Consider the following 16,372-nt stretch of genomic DNA (forward strand, 5'->3'; position numbering starts at 1 on the left):
GATCCTTTTAAAATAAACTTTCTTGGTGATTACTACGTTCATCATCCTCAGCAGTATAAGATACTGGATTTAAGTATGAATTGACATATTGGAAAATATCAAAACGTTGTTGATCTGTCAACGGTTTTCCATTAAAATCAATTTCCTTACCTGACAAGAATAATAGTGATAAGTCAGTCTTTTCAGACATTGCGCGCCCAACTAAAAAGTCCATTGATACATTAAAAAAGTCAGCTAATTTGCGCACCTCAATGTAAGATGGTGAACGGTCTCCTCGCTCCCAGTTTCCAATTTGAGCAGCTGTATTGGGCTTCTGACCTGGCTCAAGATGTTTATTCATTTCTTCAGCAAGATTTTCCAATGTGATATTACGACCTTTGCGTAATTCACGTAAGCGATCTGGAAACATACGCGCAAGACTCCATTCATTAAATATCGTTGATGGGCTCTCACCCTAGTATGTCCATTTTACCGAACTTTCATCGTTTTTTCCACAATTATTTGTGGAAAAGCTGTTATTTTATCCACATTATGCACAATTAGTTATGAACTGTCATAATAACAACATTCACAGTGACCTTTGCTAAGGGCGTTGCTTCTGCCATTGCCTGTGTTTCTGGTCGTGCGCCCCAATGTAATGGCGTCATATGCAATAAATCAACATATAAATCTGCCGGAATTACCCAATCATATGAAATTTCATGTTGTGTTGCTGTCGGATAGTTTTCCATAAAACGTTGCACAACTTTATCATTTTGATAGGTATGCTTGGGAGAATCCAGTGGATACAACATCTCACGTAACTGATGCAAATAACCAGATGCAGGCACAACCTTTACCAAAGTCCCACCAGGCTTTAGCACTCTTTTGAATTCTTCATAAGCGCTTGGTGAAAAAAATTCGACAATACTGTCAAAACTTTCATTTGCAAAAGGTAGGTTTGCTAAATCTGCAACTGCAAAAAAAGCCTCAGTATCTAATTGCGTTGCTAAATTTACACCAGCTTTAGAAATATCAAAACCAATTGCTGTGTCATTTTGATTACGTAAGGCTAATAAACGTTGCAGTGACGTTCCTTCGCCCGTCCCGACATCTAGAATACGTTGTGCTGTCGTTGGTAATTCTGCACTCACTGCTTGTACAATCCCATCAAAAAGTCCTGCTGTTAGCACTTTTCGCCGTGACGCTAACATACTATCATCGTATTCTGTATTGACTGCTTTATTTAAAAAATTGATTGATCCTTTTTTATTCAAATCCAGTTGATGCCCTTGTGGACATACTAAACTATGCCCACTTACATGATCATAGGGATCATTGTCTACTAAACATCGAAACATCGATAAATTTTGCGTAATAAAGGCAATCCCTTTGTCTATTTTCTTCATTTTAAATTACAATCTTTCCATTTGTTTTCAATTGATAGCATATCACATATCGAAACTGATAGTATATGAAGAAAAAGAAGTTGGAACAAAAAAATTGTTCCAACTTCTTTTTTCTAAAAACTTATTCATTACCAGCGTGAAAATTTATAGTATACACGTGTTTATCATTCTTATTCAAAGCCTTCAACTGTCGATGATGCTTGATACAAAGCAACAACATCATCCACTGTCAAGTTTACGTAACCACCACCTTGATCCAAATGACCAATGCGAACGGCTTCTTGCGCCATTTCAACAAACTTTTCGTCCGTATTAATGTCAACGCCACCAAGGGTCATTGGAATATCAAGTGACTTTATCCAATCATAAGTGGCTTGAATTGCCTTTTCAGCAATCTCATGGTCATTGTCACCTGTTAAGTGCCAAACTTCACGACCAAATCGCGCAAACTTCCCCTCAGTTTCAGCTGAAAGTGCTCGCTTCATCCACCGAGGCGTTAGAATTCCTAAGCCAACCCCATGGGTAATATCATAATAAGCTGACAACTCGTGTTCAATTGGATGAACTGTCCAGCCATTAGCATTTCCTGAACGAGCAATGCCATTCAGTGCCATTGTGGCCCCCCACATCAGGTTAGCCCGTGCATCATAATTATCCGGTTCCTTAAGCGCAATCGGTGCCCATTTGATAACTGACCGCATCATGCCTTCGATAATTCCTGCGGTCACATCATTTGCTGTTGAACGATCAAAATATTGCTCAGTCAAATGTGAGAAAATATCAAACGAACCAGCTGCAGTTTGCCATTTCGACACTGAATATGTCAATTGTGGGTCTAAAAATGAAACGGCAGGTGTCTTTGGTCCATAGGTTCCCAACTTAATGTTTAATTCTGGGTTTGAAATGACTGATCCTGCATTCATTTCAGATCCCGTTGCTGATAGGGTTAGGATATCTACTACGGGAAGTTGATCAATATTTGCCCGTGATTGTGAGCCACGATCCGCAACTAGATCCCATGCATCGCCGTCATAAAACTTAGCTGACGCAATTACCTTTGATGCATCAAGAACTGAACCACCACCAACTGATAGCACAACATCAATATCATGATCCTTTGCTAACTTTTGTCCTTCACGAATTGAGTCAATTTTCGGATTTGGGGCAATACCTGATAATTCAACAACATGTAATCCCGCCAAAGCCTTCATCACACGATCATAAAGACCTGACTTTTTAATTGAACCACCACCATAAGTTAGTAAGACATTTTGACCAAATTGTGAAACGGCATCATGTAACTCTTCATCAATATGATGCTTTCCAAAGCGAATATCTGTGCTATTTTGAAAACGAAAATCTTCCATTTGAACCTCCTGTCAATTACCGACGGTTGTTACTATTTATTTATTTTATTATTGACTACACTCTTATATTAACAAAAAAGTCTCGTAGACAACAACCGAATGTCGTCTACGAGACCTTTAATCAACTAAAGAACTTGGTGAGATAACCTCAGTGCGTTCTTTGTTTTTTTTATTTTGCTAAATGCATGGCATTTTCAATATCAGCAATTGATGTTGGTGTATCATCCTCATTGACGATTGGTTCAGCAACAACTTTATCTTCAATTTCTTGATATTGCTTCATTCCAGTACCAGCTGGAATCAACTTACCAATAATAACATTTTCTTTCAAACCAACAAGTGGATCATTCTTACCGCGAATAGCAGCGTCAGTCAAGACACGTGTTGTCTCTTGGAATGATGCGGCAGACAAGAATGAGTTGGTCTCCAATGATGCTTTGGTAATACCAAGCAAAACAGGACGACCAGTTGCAGGTAATCCACCCTTTAGCAAAGTATCTTCGTTAGCATCACGGAATTGTGCGATGTCCATCAAAGTACCTGGCAAAAGATCTGTTTCACCTGGATCCATGACACGAACTTTACGTAGCATTTGACGTGCCATAACCTCAATGTGCTTATCAGAAATCTCAACACCTTGCATACGGTAAACCTTTTGAACTTCATGCACAATATAATTTTCCGTTGCAAGTGTATCACGAACTTGAATAATTTCCTTAGGATCAGCTGAACCTTCATTCAACGTCTCACCACGGTGAATACGATCATTCTCACCGACACGCATACGTGCCGTCATTGGCAATGTGTAAGTACGTGTATCTGTCTCACCTTGAATAGTTACTTCCTTGGTACGATCAGCAGGGTTTTCCTCGATTGAAGTCACTTCACCAGTTACTTCAGTAATCATCGCACGACCCTTAGGGTTACGTGCTTCAAAGATTTCTTGCACACGAGGAAGTCCTTGTGTGATATCGTTTCCAGCAACACCACCAGTGTGGAAAGTACGCATCGTCAATTGTGTACCTGGCTCACCGATTGATTGTGCGGCAACAGTACCAACAGCTTCACCAACTTCAACAACGTCACCAGTAGCCATGTTACGACCATAGCAACGCACACAAACTCCGTGTTCAGTGTTGCAAGTAAATGCTGAACGAATAGTTACAGTCGTGATACCAGCTTCGATAATGCGCTTAGCAATATCTTCAGTAATCATCTCGTTATGGCTAACCAATGTCTCACCAGTCTCTGGATCAAAGACAGACTTTTGTGCATAACGACCTAGAATACGCTCATATAGTGGCTCGATAACTTCGTTACCATTCATAATTGCTGTAACATCTAAACCACGATCACTATGACAATCTAGCTCACGAATAATAACATCTTGCGCAACATCAACCAAACGACGTGTCATATATCCTGAATCGGCAGTCTTCAAGGCCGTATCAGTCATTCCTTTACGAGCACCGTGAGTAGAGAAGAACATCTCCAAAACAGATAGTCCCTCACGGAAGTTAGCGATAATAGGTAGCTCCATGATGCGACCATTAGGTGCGGCCATCAATCCACGCATACCAGCTAATTGCGTAAAGTTAGAAATATTTCCACGGGCTCCAGAATCTGACATCATGAAGATGTTGTTATCTGGTTCGAAGTGTTCAATCAGCTTTTCAGTGATATCATCCTTAGCCTTGTTCCAGATAGCAATAACACGCTCATATCGTTCTGAATCAGTAATCAATCCACGACGGAATTGCTTTGTTACCGTTGCAACCTGCTTGTGGGCATCTGCGATAATTTCTGGCTTTTCCTTCAAATCAGTAACGTCAGAAACTCCAACAGTCAAACCAGACTTCGTTGACTCATCGTAACCCAAGTCCTTCATGCGGTCCAACAACAATGAGGTTTCAGTAACTTTGTAAATCTTGTAGACTTCAGCAATGATATCTGACAAGTAGCCCTTCTTAAATGGTGGCAAGATTGGTGTCTCAGCATAACGTGCTTTGATATCCTCACCTGGCTCCAAGAAGAAACGATTATCAATTTCATGCAAGTTAGCTTCTGTAGGCTCATTCAAGAATGGGAAGTCTTCTGGCAAGATATCGTTAAAGAATAACTTTCCAACAGAAGTCAACATGATACGTGAACGTTGCTCAGCAGTGAATGGCTTGGCAGCTGGTAATGAACTTGTCTGAATACCAATACGTGTATGTAAGTGCACATACTTGTTTTGGTAAGCAGTACGAACCTCATTAACATCCTTAAAGATCATGCCTTCACCTTCACGACCAGCTTCTTCAGTCGTTAGGTAGTAGTTACCGATAACCATGTCTTGTGATGGCGCAACGATAGGCTTTCCATCCTTAGGTGCCAAGATGTGTCCGGCAGCTAACATGAGCAAACGCGCTTCAGCTTGTGCTTCATCTGATAGAGGCACGTGGATGGCCATTTGGTCACCGTCGAAATCGGCGTTGTAAGCTTCGGTTACCAGTGGGTGCAAACGCATCGCCTTACCAGAAACTAGCACTGGTTCGAACGCTTGGATACCCAAACGGTGCAACGTTGGTGCACGATTCAAAAGCACTGGGTGCTCTTTAATAACGTCTTCCAAAACGTCCATAACGTCATCATCACGACGATCGATCTTACGCTTTGCGGCACGAATATTACCAGCCAAGTCACGCTTGACCAATTCCTTCATGATAAATGGACGGAACAGCTCCATAGCCATTTGGCGAGGTAGTCCCATTTGATTCATCTTCAAGAAAGGACCAACATCGATAACTGAACGACCAGAGTAATCAACACGCTTACCAAGCAAGTTTTGACGGAAACGTCCTTGCTTACCCTTAAGCATGTGTGACAATGACTTCAATGGACGGTTACCTGGACCAGTAACTGGACGACCACGACGACCATTATCAACCAAGGCATCAGCTGCTTCTTGCAACATACGCTTTTCGTTTTGCACGATGATACCAGGGGCATTTAACTCTAACAAACGCTTCAAACGGTTATTACGGTTAATTACACGACGGTACAAATCGTTCAAATCTGAAGTGGCAAAACGACCACCTTCAAGTTGAACCATTGGACGCAAGTCAGGTGGAATAATTGGAATAACATCCATGACCATCCACTCTGGCTTATTACCAGATTTTACAAACGCCTCAATGATGTCCAAACGACGAACAGCACGAACACGCTTTTGTCCAGTTGCCTCACGTAATTCAGCCTTTAATTCAGTAACTTCTTCTTCCAAGTCAACATTAGCTAACAAGGTTTGAACAGCTTCTGCACCCATACCGGCTTCAAAAGCATTACCGTATTCAGCCTTTAATTCACGATACTCACGTTCTGATAGTAATTGCTTTTCGGTTAATGGTGTATCACCACCCTTAGTCACTACGTATGAAGCAAAGTAGATAACTTCTTCAAGTGAACGTGGTGACATATCCAAAACTAATCCCATACGTGATGGGATACCCTTGAAGTACCAAATATGTGATACTGGCGCAGCCAACTCAATATGACCCATGCGCTCACGACGAACCTTAGCTGACGTTACTTCAACACCACAGCGGTCACAAACGATTCCCTTATAACGGATTCGCTTATATTTACCACAGGCACATTCGTAATCTTTTGTAGGTCCAAAGATACGCTCATCAAAAAGACCATCTTTTTCGGGTTTAAGTGTTCGGTAGTTGATTGTCTCAGGCTTTTTTACTTCACCATAAGACCAGCTGCGAATCTTATCTGGACTTGCCAGACCGATTTGCATGCTTTCAAACTTATTGACATCGATCAATGGTTCGACCCCTTTCATAGGTTCTTTATACAATTCCGACCCAAAGCTCCGCTAAATTTGTGCTTAGTATTATTGTCATTAGAGACCTTAACACTAAGCACAAACCTAGCAAAAGCTAGGTCGGCTAACACTTTATTTAATTAATGAATTAATTAGCACCATCATTAGTGTTTGCAACACTATCTGAATTTGCTGTGTTACCAGCACCTTCAGCATTAAATTCTTGTGCTAATTTGTCAGTTTTCTTATCTGCTGAAGCGATATTAAGGACTGAATCATCTTCATCCATATCGCGCAATTCAATTTCGCGTTCATCAGCATCTAAGACCTTCATGTCCAATCCAAGTGCTTGCAATTCCTTAACTAACACGCGGAATGACTCAGGCACACCTGGCTTAGGAATTTGCTCACCCTTGACAATGGCTTCATAAGTCTTAACACGTCCGACAACGTCGTCAGACTTGTATGTCAAGATTTCTTGCAACGTATGTGCAGCACCATAAGCTTCAAGGGCCCAAACTTCCATTTCACCGAAACGTTGACCACCGAATTGTGCTTTACCACCAAGCGGTTGTTGCGTAACCAATGAGTAAGGTCCGATTGAACGGGCGTGAATCTTATCATCAACCATGTGAGCTAGTTTCATATAATGCATGATACCAACAGATACACGCTTATCGAATGCTTCACCAGTACGACCATCATAAAGAATTGACTTTCCATCGGCTGGCAAACCAGCTTCTTGAATGGCATCCCAAATATCCGTGTCACGAGCCCCATCAAAGACAGGTGATGCAACGTGAATACCTAATTCACGGGCAGCCATACCTAAGTGCAACTCAAGTACTTGACCAATATTCATACGTGAAGGCACACCCATTGGTGACAACATAATGTCAATTGGCGTACCATCTGGCATAAATGGCATATCTTCAGAAGGTACGATAACTGAAACCGTTCCCTTGTTACCGTGACGTCCGGCCATCTTATCACCAACTTGAATCTTACGACGTTGGGCGATGTAGACACGAACCATCATGTTAACACCTGGTGACAATTCATCCCCATTTTCACGAGTGAAGATACGAACATCTTGGACAACTCCACCACCTCCGTGAGGAACCTTCAATGAAGTATCACGTACTTCACGAGCCTTCTCACCAAAGATAGCATGTAGCAAACGTTCCTCAGCTGATAATTCAGTCACACCCTTAGGCGTTACCTTACCAACCAAAATATCACCGTCTTCAACTTCAGCACCGATGCGAATAATTCCGCGCTCATCCAAGTTCTTCAACTGATCTTCACCAGTGTTTGGAATTTCACGTGTAAATTCTTCAGGGCCAAGCTTTGTATCACGCGCTTCTGATTCGTATTCCTCAATGTGGATTGATGTATAAACATCATCACGAATCAAACGCTCATTAATAATGATAGCGTCCTCGAAGTTATATCCTTGCCAAGTCATGAAGGCAATCAATGGGTTTTGACCCAATGCCAATTCACCTTGTTCCATTGATGGACCATCGGCCAATACTTCATCAGCATCAACCTTGTCACCAACCTTAACAATTGGACGTTGGTTATAGTTCTTACCAGCATTTGAACGACGGAACTTCATCAAAGCATACTTATCTAATGAACCATCTTCACGACGAACGCGGATTTCGCGACCGTCAACGTACTCAACAACACCAGGGTATTGTGAAATAATCGCAACACCCGCATCGTGAGCAGCCTTATATTCAATACCAGTACCAATCAATGGTGCATGTGGATCAATCAAAGGAACCGCTTGACGTTGCATGTTGGCACCCATCAAGGCACGGTTTGAGTCGTCATTTTCCAAGAAAGGAATGGCAGCGGTAGCGACCGCTACGATTTGCTTAGGAGAAACGTCCATGTAATCAACTTGATCAATTGGCACTTCAACGTTTTCATCACTCTTACGAGCCAAAACAGTATCAGTAGCAAATGAACCATCTTCATTTAGGACAGAATTTCCTTGGGCAACCACGAAGTTATCTTCTTCATCGGCTGTTAAGTAGTCAATTCGGTCAGTAACCTTGTGAGTTGTCCAATCAACACGACGATATGGTGTCTCAATGAAACCATACTTATTAACACGTCCATACGTAGCTAATGAGTTGATCAATCCAATGTTAGGACCTTCGGGTGTTTCAATTGGGTCCATACGACCATAGTGTGTATAGTGAACGTCTCGAACTTCATATCCGGCACGGTCACGAGTCAAACCACCAGGTCCCAAGGCTGACAAACGACGCTTATTCGTTAATTCACCCAATGGATTTGTTTGGTCCATGAATTGTGACAATTGTGATGAACCGAAGAACTCCTTAACAGCAGCAACAACTGGACGAATATTAATCAATTGTTGTGGTGTAACAGTGTCTGGGTCTTGAATTGACATACGCTCACGAACCACACGTTCCATACGGCTCAAACCAATACGGAATGTGTTTTGTAGCAATTCACCAACACGACGAATACGACGATTACCCAAGTGGTCAATATCATCAGTCGTACCAACGCCTAATGGCAAATTCAAGAAGTAGTTCATACCAGCGATGATATCGGCTGGCTTAACTGTACGAATAGCTGGATCAAATTGACCGTTACCAATGATTGGTAGTGTCTTTTCTGGATCCTCTGGATTTTCAACCAAAATTGTTTGCAAAACCATTGGTTCCGTAACAACTGCATCGTCAGAAGGTGTGAACGTTGTCCGCTTGAAATCTTCGCGATCCAAGTAAGGTGACAATGCTGACATAACCTTCTTGTCAATCAATGTACCCTTTTCGGCAATAATTTCACCAGTATCTGGGTCAGCCAAAGTTTCACCCAAAGTCAAGCCCATCAAGCGTGACTTCAATGACAACTTCTTATTGATCTTGTAACGACCAACTGGTGCTAAATCATAACGCTTTGGGTCAAAGAAACGTGCAGTCAACAAGGCACGTGCTGAATCAGCTGTCTTAGGCTCTCCCGGACGTAAACGTTCGTAGATGTCTTTCAAGGCCTCTTCAACTCGTGAATCTTCGATGTCTTTGTGCACATCTTTGTCCAAAGTTAATGAGATAGAATCATATTGATCACCTAACATTTGTAGGATTTCTGAGTCTGAACCATAACCCAATGCACGTACCAACTCTGTGATTGGCAACTTACGCGTCCGGTCAATACGAACATAGCTAAGTCCCTTAGCATCTGTCTCAAATTCCAACCAAGCACCACGACTTGGGATGAATGTTGTACCGTAATTTGGGCGTCCGTTCTTGTCTAATTCTTCATTGTAGTACACACCAGGAGAACGTACTAATTGTGAAACAATAACACGCTCAGCACCATTAATAATAAAGGTTCCTGATGGTGTCATTAATGGGAAATCACCAAAGAAAACATCTTGTGACTTAATTTCGCCAGTTTCCTGATTTGTTAAGCGCAACGTAACGTGCAATGGTGCTGAATAATTAGCATCATGGTTACGTGCTTCTTCTACTGTGTACTTTGGCTCCATGAGCTTATAGTCCACAAATTCTAGAGACAACTTACCTTGGAAGTCCTCGATTGGTAAAATGTCCATAAACATTTCACGTAATCCTTCATCCAAGAACCAGTTGTATGAGTCCGTTTGAATTTCGATCAAGTTAGGCAAATCAAGGACTTCCTTGATTCGTGCGTAACTACGACGAACACGGTGTTTACCATACTTTACAAGCGTTCCTACCAAGTTTTCCACCTCGCTTTGAATTGGCCAACTGTGCACCCAGTTATATTACAGTTTGTTTACATTTTCTGCTTTTTACCGGTTTTTAAGTGCAAAAAAGACAACAGCATCCCCATACCTGAAAACGCTCTTGTCGTTATTATGCAGGCTTTCAGGGACAATATTTCCTGTCAGCCGTTGTCTTATACACAATTAAACTAATGATAAGTATACAAGAAAAAGTAAGCTTTATCAAGAAAAACAATTCTTGTCAACGCTTACTTTTTAAATTTTTTATTCAGTTACTGTTTCGACATTATTTTTTGGTTGCTTAACGGTGATATTAATTTCACCACCCTTGGCACCAATCGTGACTTGATCATTAACAGTGACTTTCCCAGTCAACAATTCTTCAGATAATGCATCTTCAATCTTTGACTGCAGTGCTCGTCTAATTGGACGTGCACCATATTCTGGATCAAAACCAGCTTTAGCAATCACATCAATTGCTGCTGAAGTAATTTTTACCTTAAATCCTTGCTCACCGATGCGCTGCAAAACTGACCTTGACATCAACTTAACGATTTGGTGAAGTTCTTCCTTATTTAGTGAGTGGAAGACAACGACTTCATCCAAACGATTAATAAACTCTGGACGGAAAGTTTCTTTCACCGTTTGCATAATTGTGTCACGCATCGCATTGTAATCAGACATCTTATCAACAGCACCGAACCCAACTGATTTCTCATCACGAAGGCGTGTTGCGCCAAGATTTGACGTCATGATAATAATCGTATTTCTAAAGTCAACTTTACGTCCCTTAGAATCTGTCAAAAAGCCATCATCAAAGACCTGTAACATCAAGTTATAGATATCCGGATGCGCTTTTTCAGCTTCATCAAGCAAAACCACTGAATATGGTTGACGACGAACTTTTTCAGTTAGTTGACCGCCTTCTTCATAACCAACATATCCAGGTGCTGATCCAACCAATCGACTAGCTGAATAAGCTTCACGATATTCTGACATATCGACACGAATCATGTTATCTTCTGAACCAAACATTGCTTCAGCTAAAGCCTTCGCTAATTCAGTTTTACCAGTTCCGGTTGGCCCTAGGAACAAGAATGTTCCAATTGGTCGTTTTGGATCTTTCAAACCTGAACGTGCCCGACGAATTGAACGCGCAATTGCCGAAACAGCTTCGTCCTGGCCGACAACTCGATTATGCAATACCTTTTCTAAGTTCATTAGGCGATCTTTTTCTGATTTTTCCATCTGCGTCACAGGAACACCTGTTTGCTCAGAAACCACCTCGGCAATATCATGCAGTGATAAGACAAGATCATATTGACTTTCACTATCACCATCATTCTTGGCTTGCGCATCCAACTGCTTGTCAATACGGCGTTTTTGGCTCATTTCTTTTTTGCGCAATTCAGCAGCTAATTCAAAGTCCAAACGCTCAATCGCAGCATCCTTTTCCTGACGCAATGCAGCCAATTTTTCCTGTTGCTTTGCTAGTGGCGTTTCATGGCCCGTTCGGTCGATTCGGACTTTAGCTGCTGCCTCATCCATAATATCGATTGCCTTATCTGGTAAGAAACGATCTGTGACATATCGTACTGAAAGTTTAACTGCTTCAACAATTGTCTCGTCTGGAATTGCCACTTGATGATGTTGCTCATAGCGATCTTTCAAACCTTTTAGAATAGCAATGGCATCTGCTTGCGTTGGCTCATTGACCGTAACCTGTGCAAAACGACGCTCAAGTGCAGCATCAGCTTCGATGTACTTTTGGTATTCATCTAGGGTCGTTGCCCCGATAGTTTGCAATTCACCACGTGCCAAAGCAGGTTTCAAAATATTTGAGGCATCAATGGCACCTTCTGCACCACCAGCACCAATCAATGTGTGTAACTCATCAATAAACAAGATCACTTGACCATCATGTTGGATTTCATCAATCACCTTTTTTAGACGATCCTCAAATTCACCACGATATTTCGTTCCTGCAACTAATGATCCCATGTCTAACATCATCAACCGTTTTTGAGTCATGTCTGATGGTACATCGCCAGCAACGATCTTTTGTGCCAAACCTTCAGCAATCGCCGTCTTCCCAACACCTGGTTCACCAATTAAAACTGGATTATTTTTTGTACGACGCGACAAGATTTGAATGACACGCTTAACCTCAGTTTCACGTCCCACAACTGGATCCATTTTTTTATCGCGTGCTAATTGGGTTAAATCACGGGCTAGCGCATCTAAAGTTGGTGTACCTTCAGTCGCTTGCCCTTGAGCACCACGCTTACGTCGCGGATCACGACGCTTTGGTGTCTCACTAACACCTAATTTACGCAAAATTGCACGGCGCATTTCTTGGGGATTCACACCTAAATTAATCAGAATACGTGATGAAAAGATTGTTTCATCTGACAACAAGGCTAGTAAGAAATGTTCAGTACCCGTTCGCTCTTGATGTAATTTGGTTGCACTCTCGTTTGCCAAGCGCAGAATTTCGGCTGCTTTTGGTGAATAAGGCAAATAAGATTCTTTTTCTGCGCGAGATAGCGTACCATAGCCAGTAAATTGTTCAATTTGACTTTTAATATCGTCATCGACCACATTAAATTGTTGCATCACCTTGCTGGCAATACCTTCTTTTTCAATCGCTAATGCAAGTAGTAAGTGCTCAGTACCCACAGCTTGATGTTTAAAGTATTTTGCTTGTTCTTGTGCAACGACTAGCACGTTCTTTGCACTCGGTGTATATTGATTATCCATATTAATCACGCTCACTTTCAAACCGTAAACGGTTCAATAATTGCTGTAATAACCTAGCCCGAATACGACCTTGAATAGTTGCATCGCCAACTGCTAACGCTTCTTTTGATAACATTGTTAATAGAAGCTCGCCTTCACGCCGTGTCAAAATCTGTTCTCGGTACAGGCTAGATATTACTGCTGTTGCTGTTCTAAAGCTAACAATTTCAGGGAGACTCTGCCTCATTTCTTCAATGAGATCAGGTTCTGTTCGTAGTGCCATTTTCACAATACGAATATAGCCACCACCACCACGCTTTGATTCTACCAAATAACCATTCTCTGCACCAAATCGCGTTTTGATTACATAGTTGATTTGTGATGGGACAACATTGAAGCGGCGGGCAATTTCAGCCCGACGAATTTCAATTTCATTCGCCTGCTGTAAAATTTGTTTCAAGTATGCCTCAATATTATCGGACATATTTGAATCAGCCATGTCCTTCACCCCCTTGACCAATATTGACATAATTATAAGGCGCATTGCAAGACAATGCCACTAAACAATCACATCTTTTTAAAAAACATCAATTGACACAAAAACCACCAAGATTTCTCTTGATGGTTTTTAATTGATGCACCTAGAAGGATTCGAACCTTCAACCTTCTGATTCGTAGTCAGACACTCTATCCAGTTGCGCTATAGGTGCATGTTCATTTAAAGCTTCCCATTTGGAAGAAAGCGAACAACGGGATTCGAACCCGCGACCTCTACCATGGCAAGGTAGCGTTCTACCAGCTGAACTATATTCGCATGGGATGCCGACTACTGGATTCGAACCAGCGACCTCTTCATTACTAGTGAAGCGCTCTGCCAGCTGAGCTAAGTCGGCTTCTGTATCGATAATCGATATACGGATGACAGGAATCGAACCTGCACGCCCTAGGGGCACTGGAACCTAAATCCAGCGCGTCTGCCAGTTCCGCCACATCCGCAACAGACGTCAAACGAGTTTAACACTCGAGACAACTTTTATAGTATACCTAATCAATCAATAAGTGTCAATACTTATTTAGATTTTTATACCCAATGATAACCGTGTTATGGCTAACAACAACTTACCACTCGATATATATTACTAGGTTTTACCACTTTCTGCAACTGTTTTTTTATTTTTCCAACAAAAAAGGCTCGGACAAAAGAAAATGTCCCAGCCTCTGCTTGCTAAAATGGTATTAATTATAAGGAATCTTCTGGCACGATCTTATCTGCACCAAAGTATGGACGCAAAACTTCTGGAATCGTCACTGTGCCATCTTGGTTTTGGTAATTTTCCAAAATTGCAGCAACAGTACGACCAACTGCCAAACCTGAACCATTCAAGGTGTGCACAAATTGTAATTTACCGTTTTCATCACGATATTGAATTCGTGCGCGACGAGCTTGGAAGGCTTCAGTATTTGATACTGAAGAAATCTCACGGTAAATATTTTGTTGTGGCATCCAAACTTCCACATCATAAGTTTTGGCTGCTGAGAATCCCATATCACCTGTTGATAGCGTAATGACATGATAAGGTAGATTTAGCTTTTTAAGCAAGCTTTCAGCATTAACTGTCATATCCTCTAACGCCTGATATGAATCTTCTGGCTTAGTAAACTTAACCATCTCAACCTTGTTAAATTGGTGCATACGAATCAAGCCACGCGTATCTCGTCCTGCCGAACCAGCTTCTTGACGGAATGCAGGTGATAGTGCAGTCACACTATAAGGCAATTTTTCAGCATCAATCACTTCTTCGCGGAAATAATTTGTTAGTGGTACTTCAGCCGTTGGAATCAATGTCATTTCATCATTTGTACCAACCCGATAAGCATCATCCATGAACTTTGGGTATTGACCAGTCCCATACATCGCCTCATCCTTAACAAGGTAAGGTGTGATCATTTCCTTGTAACCTTCTTTTTGATGTTCATCAAGCATAAAATTATAAACAGCTCGTTCCAAACGAGCCCCTTGACCAACGTAATAGACAAAGCGGGCACCAGATACCTTGGCACCACGTTCAAAATCTAGAATACCTAACTCTTCACCGATTTCAAAATGAGCCTTAGGCGTAAAGTCAAAGGTAGGAATTTCACCCCATTGACGCTCTTCACGATTTGAATCCTCATCTGGTCCAACAGGAATAGTCTCGTTAGGTAAGTTTGGAAAATGCAGTGCCCGGTCTTGGATTTGCTTATCTAATGCCGTTACTTGCTCGTCTAGCTCCTTAATTGTTGCTGAAACCTTTTGCATTTCAGCTATCACTTCACTAGCATCCTCTTTTTGACGCTTCTTAAGACCAATTTGGTCTGACACCGTATTACGACGTGCCTTAAGCTCTTCAGTTTGAACCAATAATTCACGACGCTTGGCATCATCTGCTACCAAAGCATCAACTTCTTCAGGTGCAACACCACGTGTCGCTAAGCGTTCTTTTACTTGTTCCGTTTCATGACGAATTAATTTCATATCTAACATAATAATTATTCTCCTAGTTACCCTTTAAACCTAGCTCCGCAATCTTATGATCAATCAATGCTAATACTTCTTTCGCTGCTGATTCATCAGCAACGAAGTCATACTGATCACCATCAATACTCAATTTTGGTGAACGGTCATAAGCATCAAACCAAGCAACATAGCGTTCATTCAAACTCTTGTAGTAGTTGTATAACGATGGATCATTTGCAATCTGTTCAAAATCACGACCGCGCTTTTTAATACGCTCCAACATCGTTTCGAAACTAACATGAATATAAATTAGTAGATCCGGTGTCTTGACAATAGCATTATCAGAAAAATCTACTTGTTCCATGATGTTGTTTAATAAATCACCATAAATTTGCACTTCAGTTTGCGTTGCTCTATCTAAGTCTGCATTTAATTTAAATAATAATAAATCCTCAAAGATAGATCGATCAATCACATTTAATTGACTACCTTGTGCATCCTTGATATTATCCAAACGCTTATTTAAAAAATAATTTTGCAACAAAAATCCGTAACGCTTTGGGTCCTCATAAAACAATGGCAGAATAGGATTATCATCCACGGATTCGTATAAGGCTTCACTTCCTAAATGTTCTGCGAGCATCGTTGTTAAGCTGGTCTTTCCAGCACCAATAGTTCCCGATAGTACGATCATCCTGTTGTCCTACTTTCTTTAATCAATATTATGTCTATTTTATCAAATTTTACGCCGACTAACACGCCTAGTTTTATAAACTCTATATTGACACAAAAAAGTCATCAAACTACTAA

9 protein-coding genes and 4 tRNA genes are annotated in these 16,372 nt (G+C 41.3%); all 13 read right to left on the reverse strand.

The features are described from left to right. Positions 1–7: 7 nt before the first annotated feature. Positions 8–409, reverse strand: coding sequence for a helix-turn-helix domain-containing protein (locus QRX23_RS08345; RefSeq protein ID WP_002828018.1), 402 nt, complete (start codon positions 407–409; stop codon positions 8–10). Positions 410–539: 130 nt separating this feature from the next. Then, positions 540–1,388 carry a methyltransferase domain-containing protein gene (locus QRX23_RS08350; RefSeq protein WP_251940868.1) on the reverse strand — a complete coding sequence of 283 codons (849 nt, stop codon included), beginning with the start codon at positions 1,386–1,388 and terminating at the stop codon, positions 540–542. Positions 1,389–1,558: 170 nt separating this feature from the next. Continuing rightward, positions 1,559–2,755 carry an iron-containing alcohol dehydrogenase gene (locus tag QRX23_RS08355; protein WP_251940870.1) on the reverse strand — a complete coding sequence of 399 codons (1,197 nt, stop codon included), beginning with the start codon at positions 2,753–2,755 and terminating at the stop codon, positions 1,559–1,561. Positions 2,756–2,924: 169 nt separating this feature from the next. After that, entirely contained in the window at positions 2,925–6,569 is a 3,645-nt protein-coding gene (rpoC, locus tag QRX23_RS08360; protein ID WP_330156135.1) for a DNA-directed RNA polymerase subunit beta', read from the reverse strand. A 148-nt stretch (positions 6,570–6,717) separates the two neighbouring features. Then, a complete protein-coding gene (gene rpoB, locus QRX23_RS08365) occupies positions 6,718–10,320 on the reverse strand; it encodes a DNA-directed RNA polymerase subunit beta (protein WP_330156136.1) in 3,603 nt (1,200 codons plus the stop codon). 270 nt (positions 10,321–10,590) lie between these two features. Further along, entirely contained in the window at positions 10,591–13,086 is a 2,496-nt protein-coding gene (locus QRX23_RS08370) for an ATP-dependent Clp protease ATP-binding subunit (protein ID WP_330155286.1), read from the reverse strand. Position 13,087: 1 nt separating this feature from the next. Next, positions 13,088–13,564, reverse strand: a complete 477-nt coding sequence (locus QRX23_RS08375) for a CtsR family transcriptional regulator (RefSeq protein ID WP_040760554.1) — start codon at positions 13,562–13,564, stop codon at positions 13,088–13,090. Positions 13,565–13,701: 137 nt separating this feature from the next. Beyond that, positions 13,702–13,775, reverse strand: a tRNA-Arg gene (locus tag QRX23_RS08380). A gap of 31 nt (positions 13,776–13,806) precedes the next feature. Beyond that, positions 13,807–13,879: transfer RNA gene (locus QRX23_RS08385), tRNA-Gly, on the reverse strand. Positions 13,880–13,885: 6 nt separating this feature from the next. Then, positions 13,886–13,958: transfer RNA gene (locus QRX23_RS08390), tRNA-Thr, on the reverse strand. A 20-nt stretch (positions 13,959–13,978) separates the two neighbouring features. Further along, positions 13,979–14,061: transfer RNA gene (locus QRX23_RS08395), tRNA-Leu, on the reverse strand. A 244-nt stretch (positions 14,062–14,305) separates the two neighbouring features. Continuing rightward, a complete protein-coding gene (serS, locus tag QRX23_RS08400; RefSeq protein WP_140836471.1) occupies positions 14,306–15,589 on the reverse strand; it encodes a serine--tRNA ligase in 1,284 nt (427 codons plus the stop codon). A 13-nt stretch (positions 15,590–15,602) separates the two neighbouring features. Next, positions 15,603–16,256, reverse strand: a complete 654-nt coding sequence (locus QRX23_RS08405) for a deoxynucleoside kinase (RefSeq protein ID WP_251940879.1) — start codon at positions 16,254–16,256, stop codon at positions 15,603–15,605. Positions 16,257–16,372: the final 116 nt, after the last annotated feature.

The organism is Weissella paramesenteroides (genome assembly GCF_036327715.1).
Taxonomy (GTDB): domain Bacteria; phylum Bacillota; class Bacilli; order Lactobacillales; family Lactobacillaceae; genus Weissella; species Weissella paramesenteroides.

Coding starts and splice junctions, on each gene's coding strand:
- QRX23_RS08345 (WP_002828018.1), bottom strand. CDS start 409: ATGTTTCCAGATCGCTTACGTGAATTACGCAAAGGTCGTAATATCACA.
- QRX23_RS08350 (WP_251940868.1), bottom strand. CDS start 1,388: ATGAAGAAAATAGACAAAGGGATTGCCTTTATTACGCAAAATTTATCG.
- QRX23_RS08355 (WP_251940870.1), bottom strand. CDS start 2,755: ATGGAAGATTTTCGTTTTCAAAATAGCACAGATATTCGCTTTGGAAAG.
- QRX23_RS08370 (WP_330155286.1), bottom strand. CDS start 13,086: ATGGATAATCAATATACACCGAGTGCAAAGAACGTGCTAGTCGTTGCA.
- QRX23_RS08375 (WP_040760554.1), bottom strand. CDS start 13,564: ATGGCTGATTCAAATATGTCCGATAATATTGAGGCATACTTGAAACAA.
- serS (WP_140836471.1), bottom strand. CDS start 15,589: ATGTTAGATATGAAATTAATTCGTCATGAAACGGAACAAGTAAAAGAA.
- QRX23_RS08405 (WP_251940879.1), bottom strand. CDS start 16,256: ATGATCGTACTATCGGGAACTATTGGTGCTGGAAAGACCAGCTTAACA.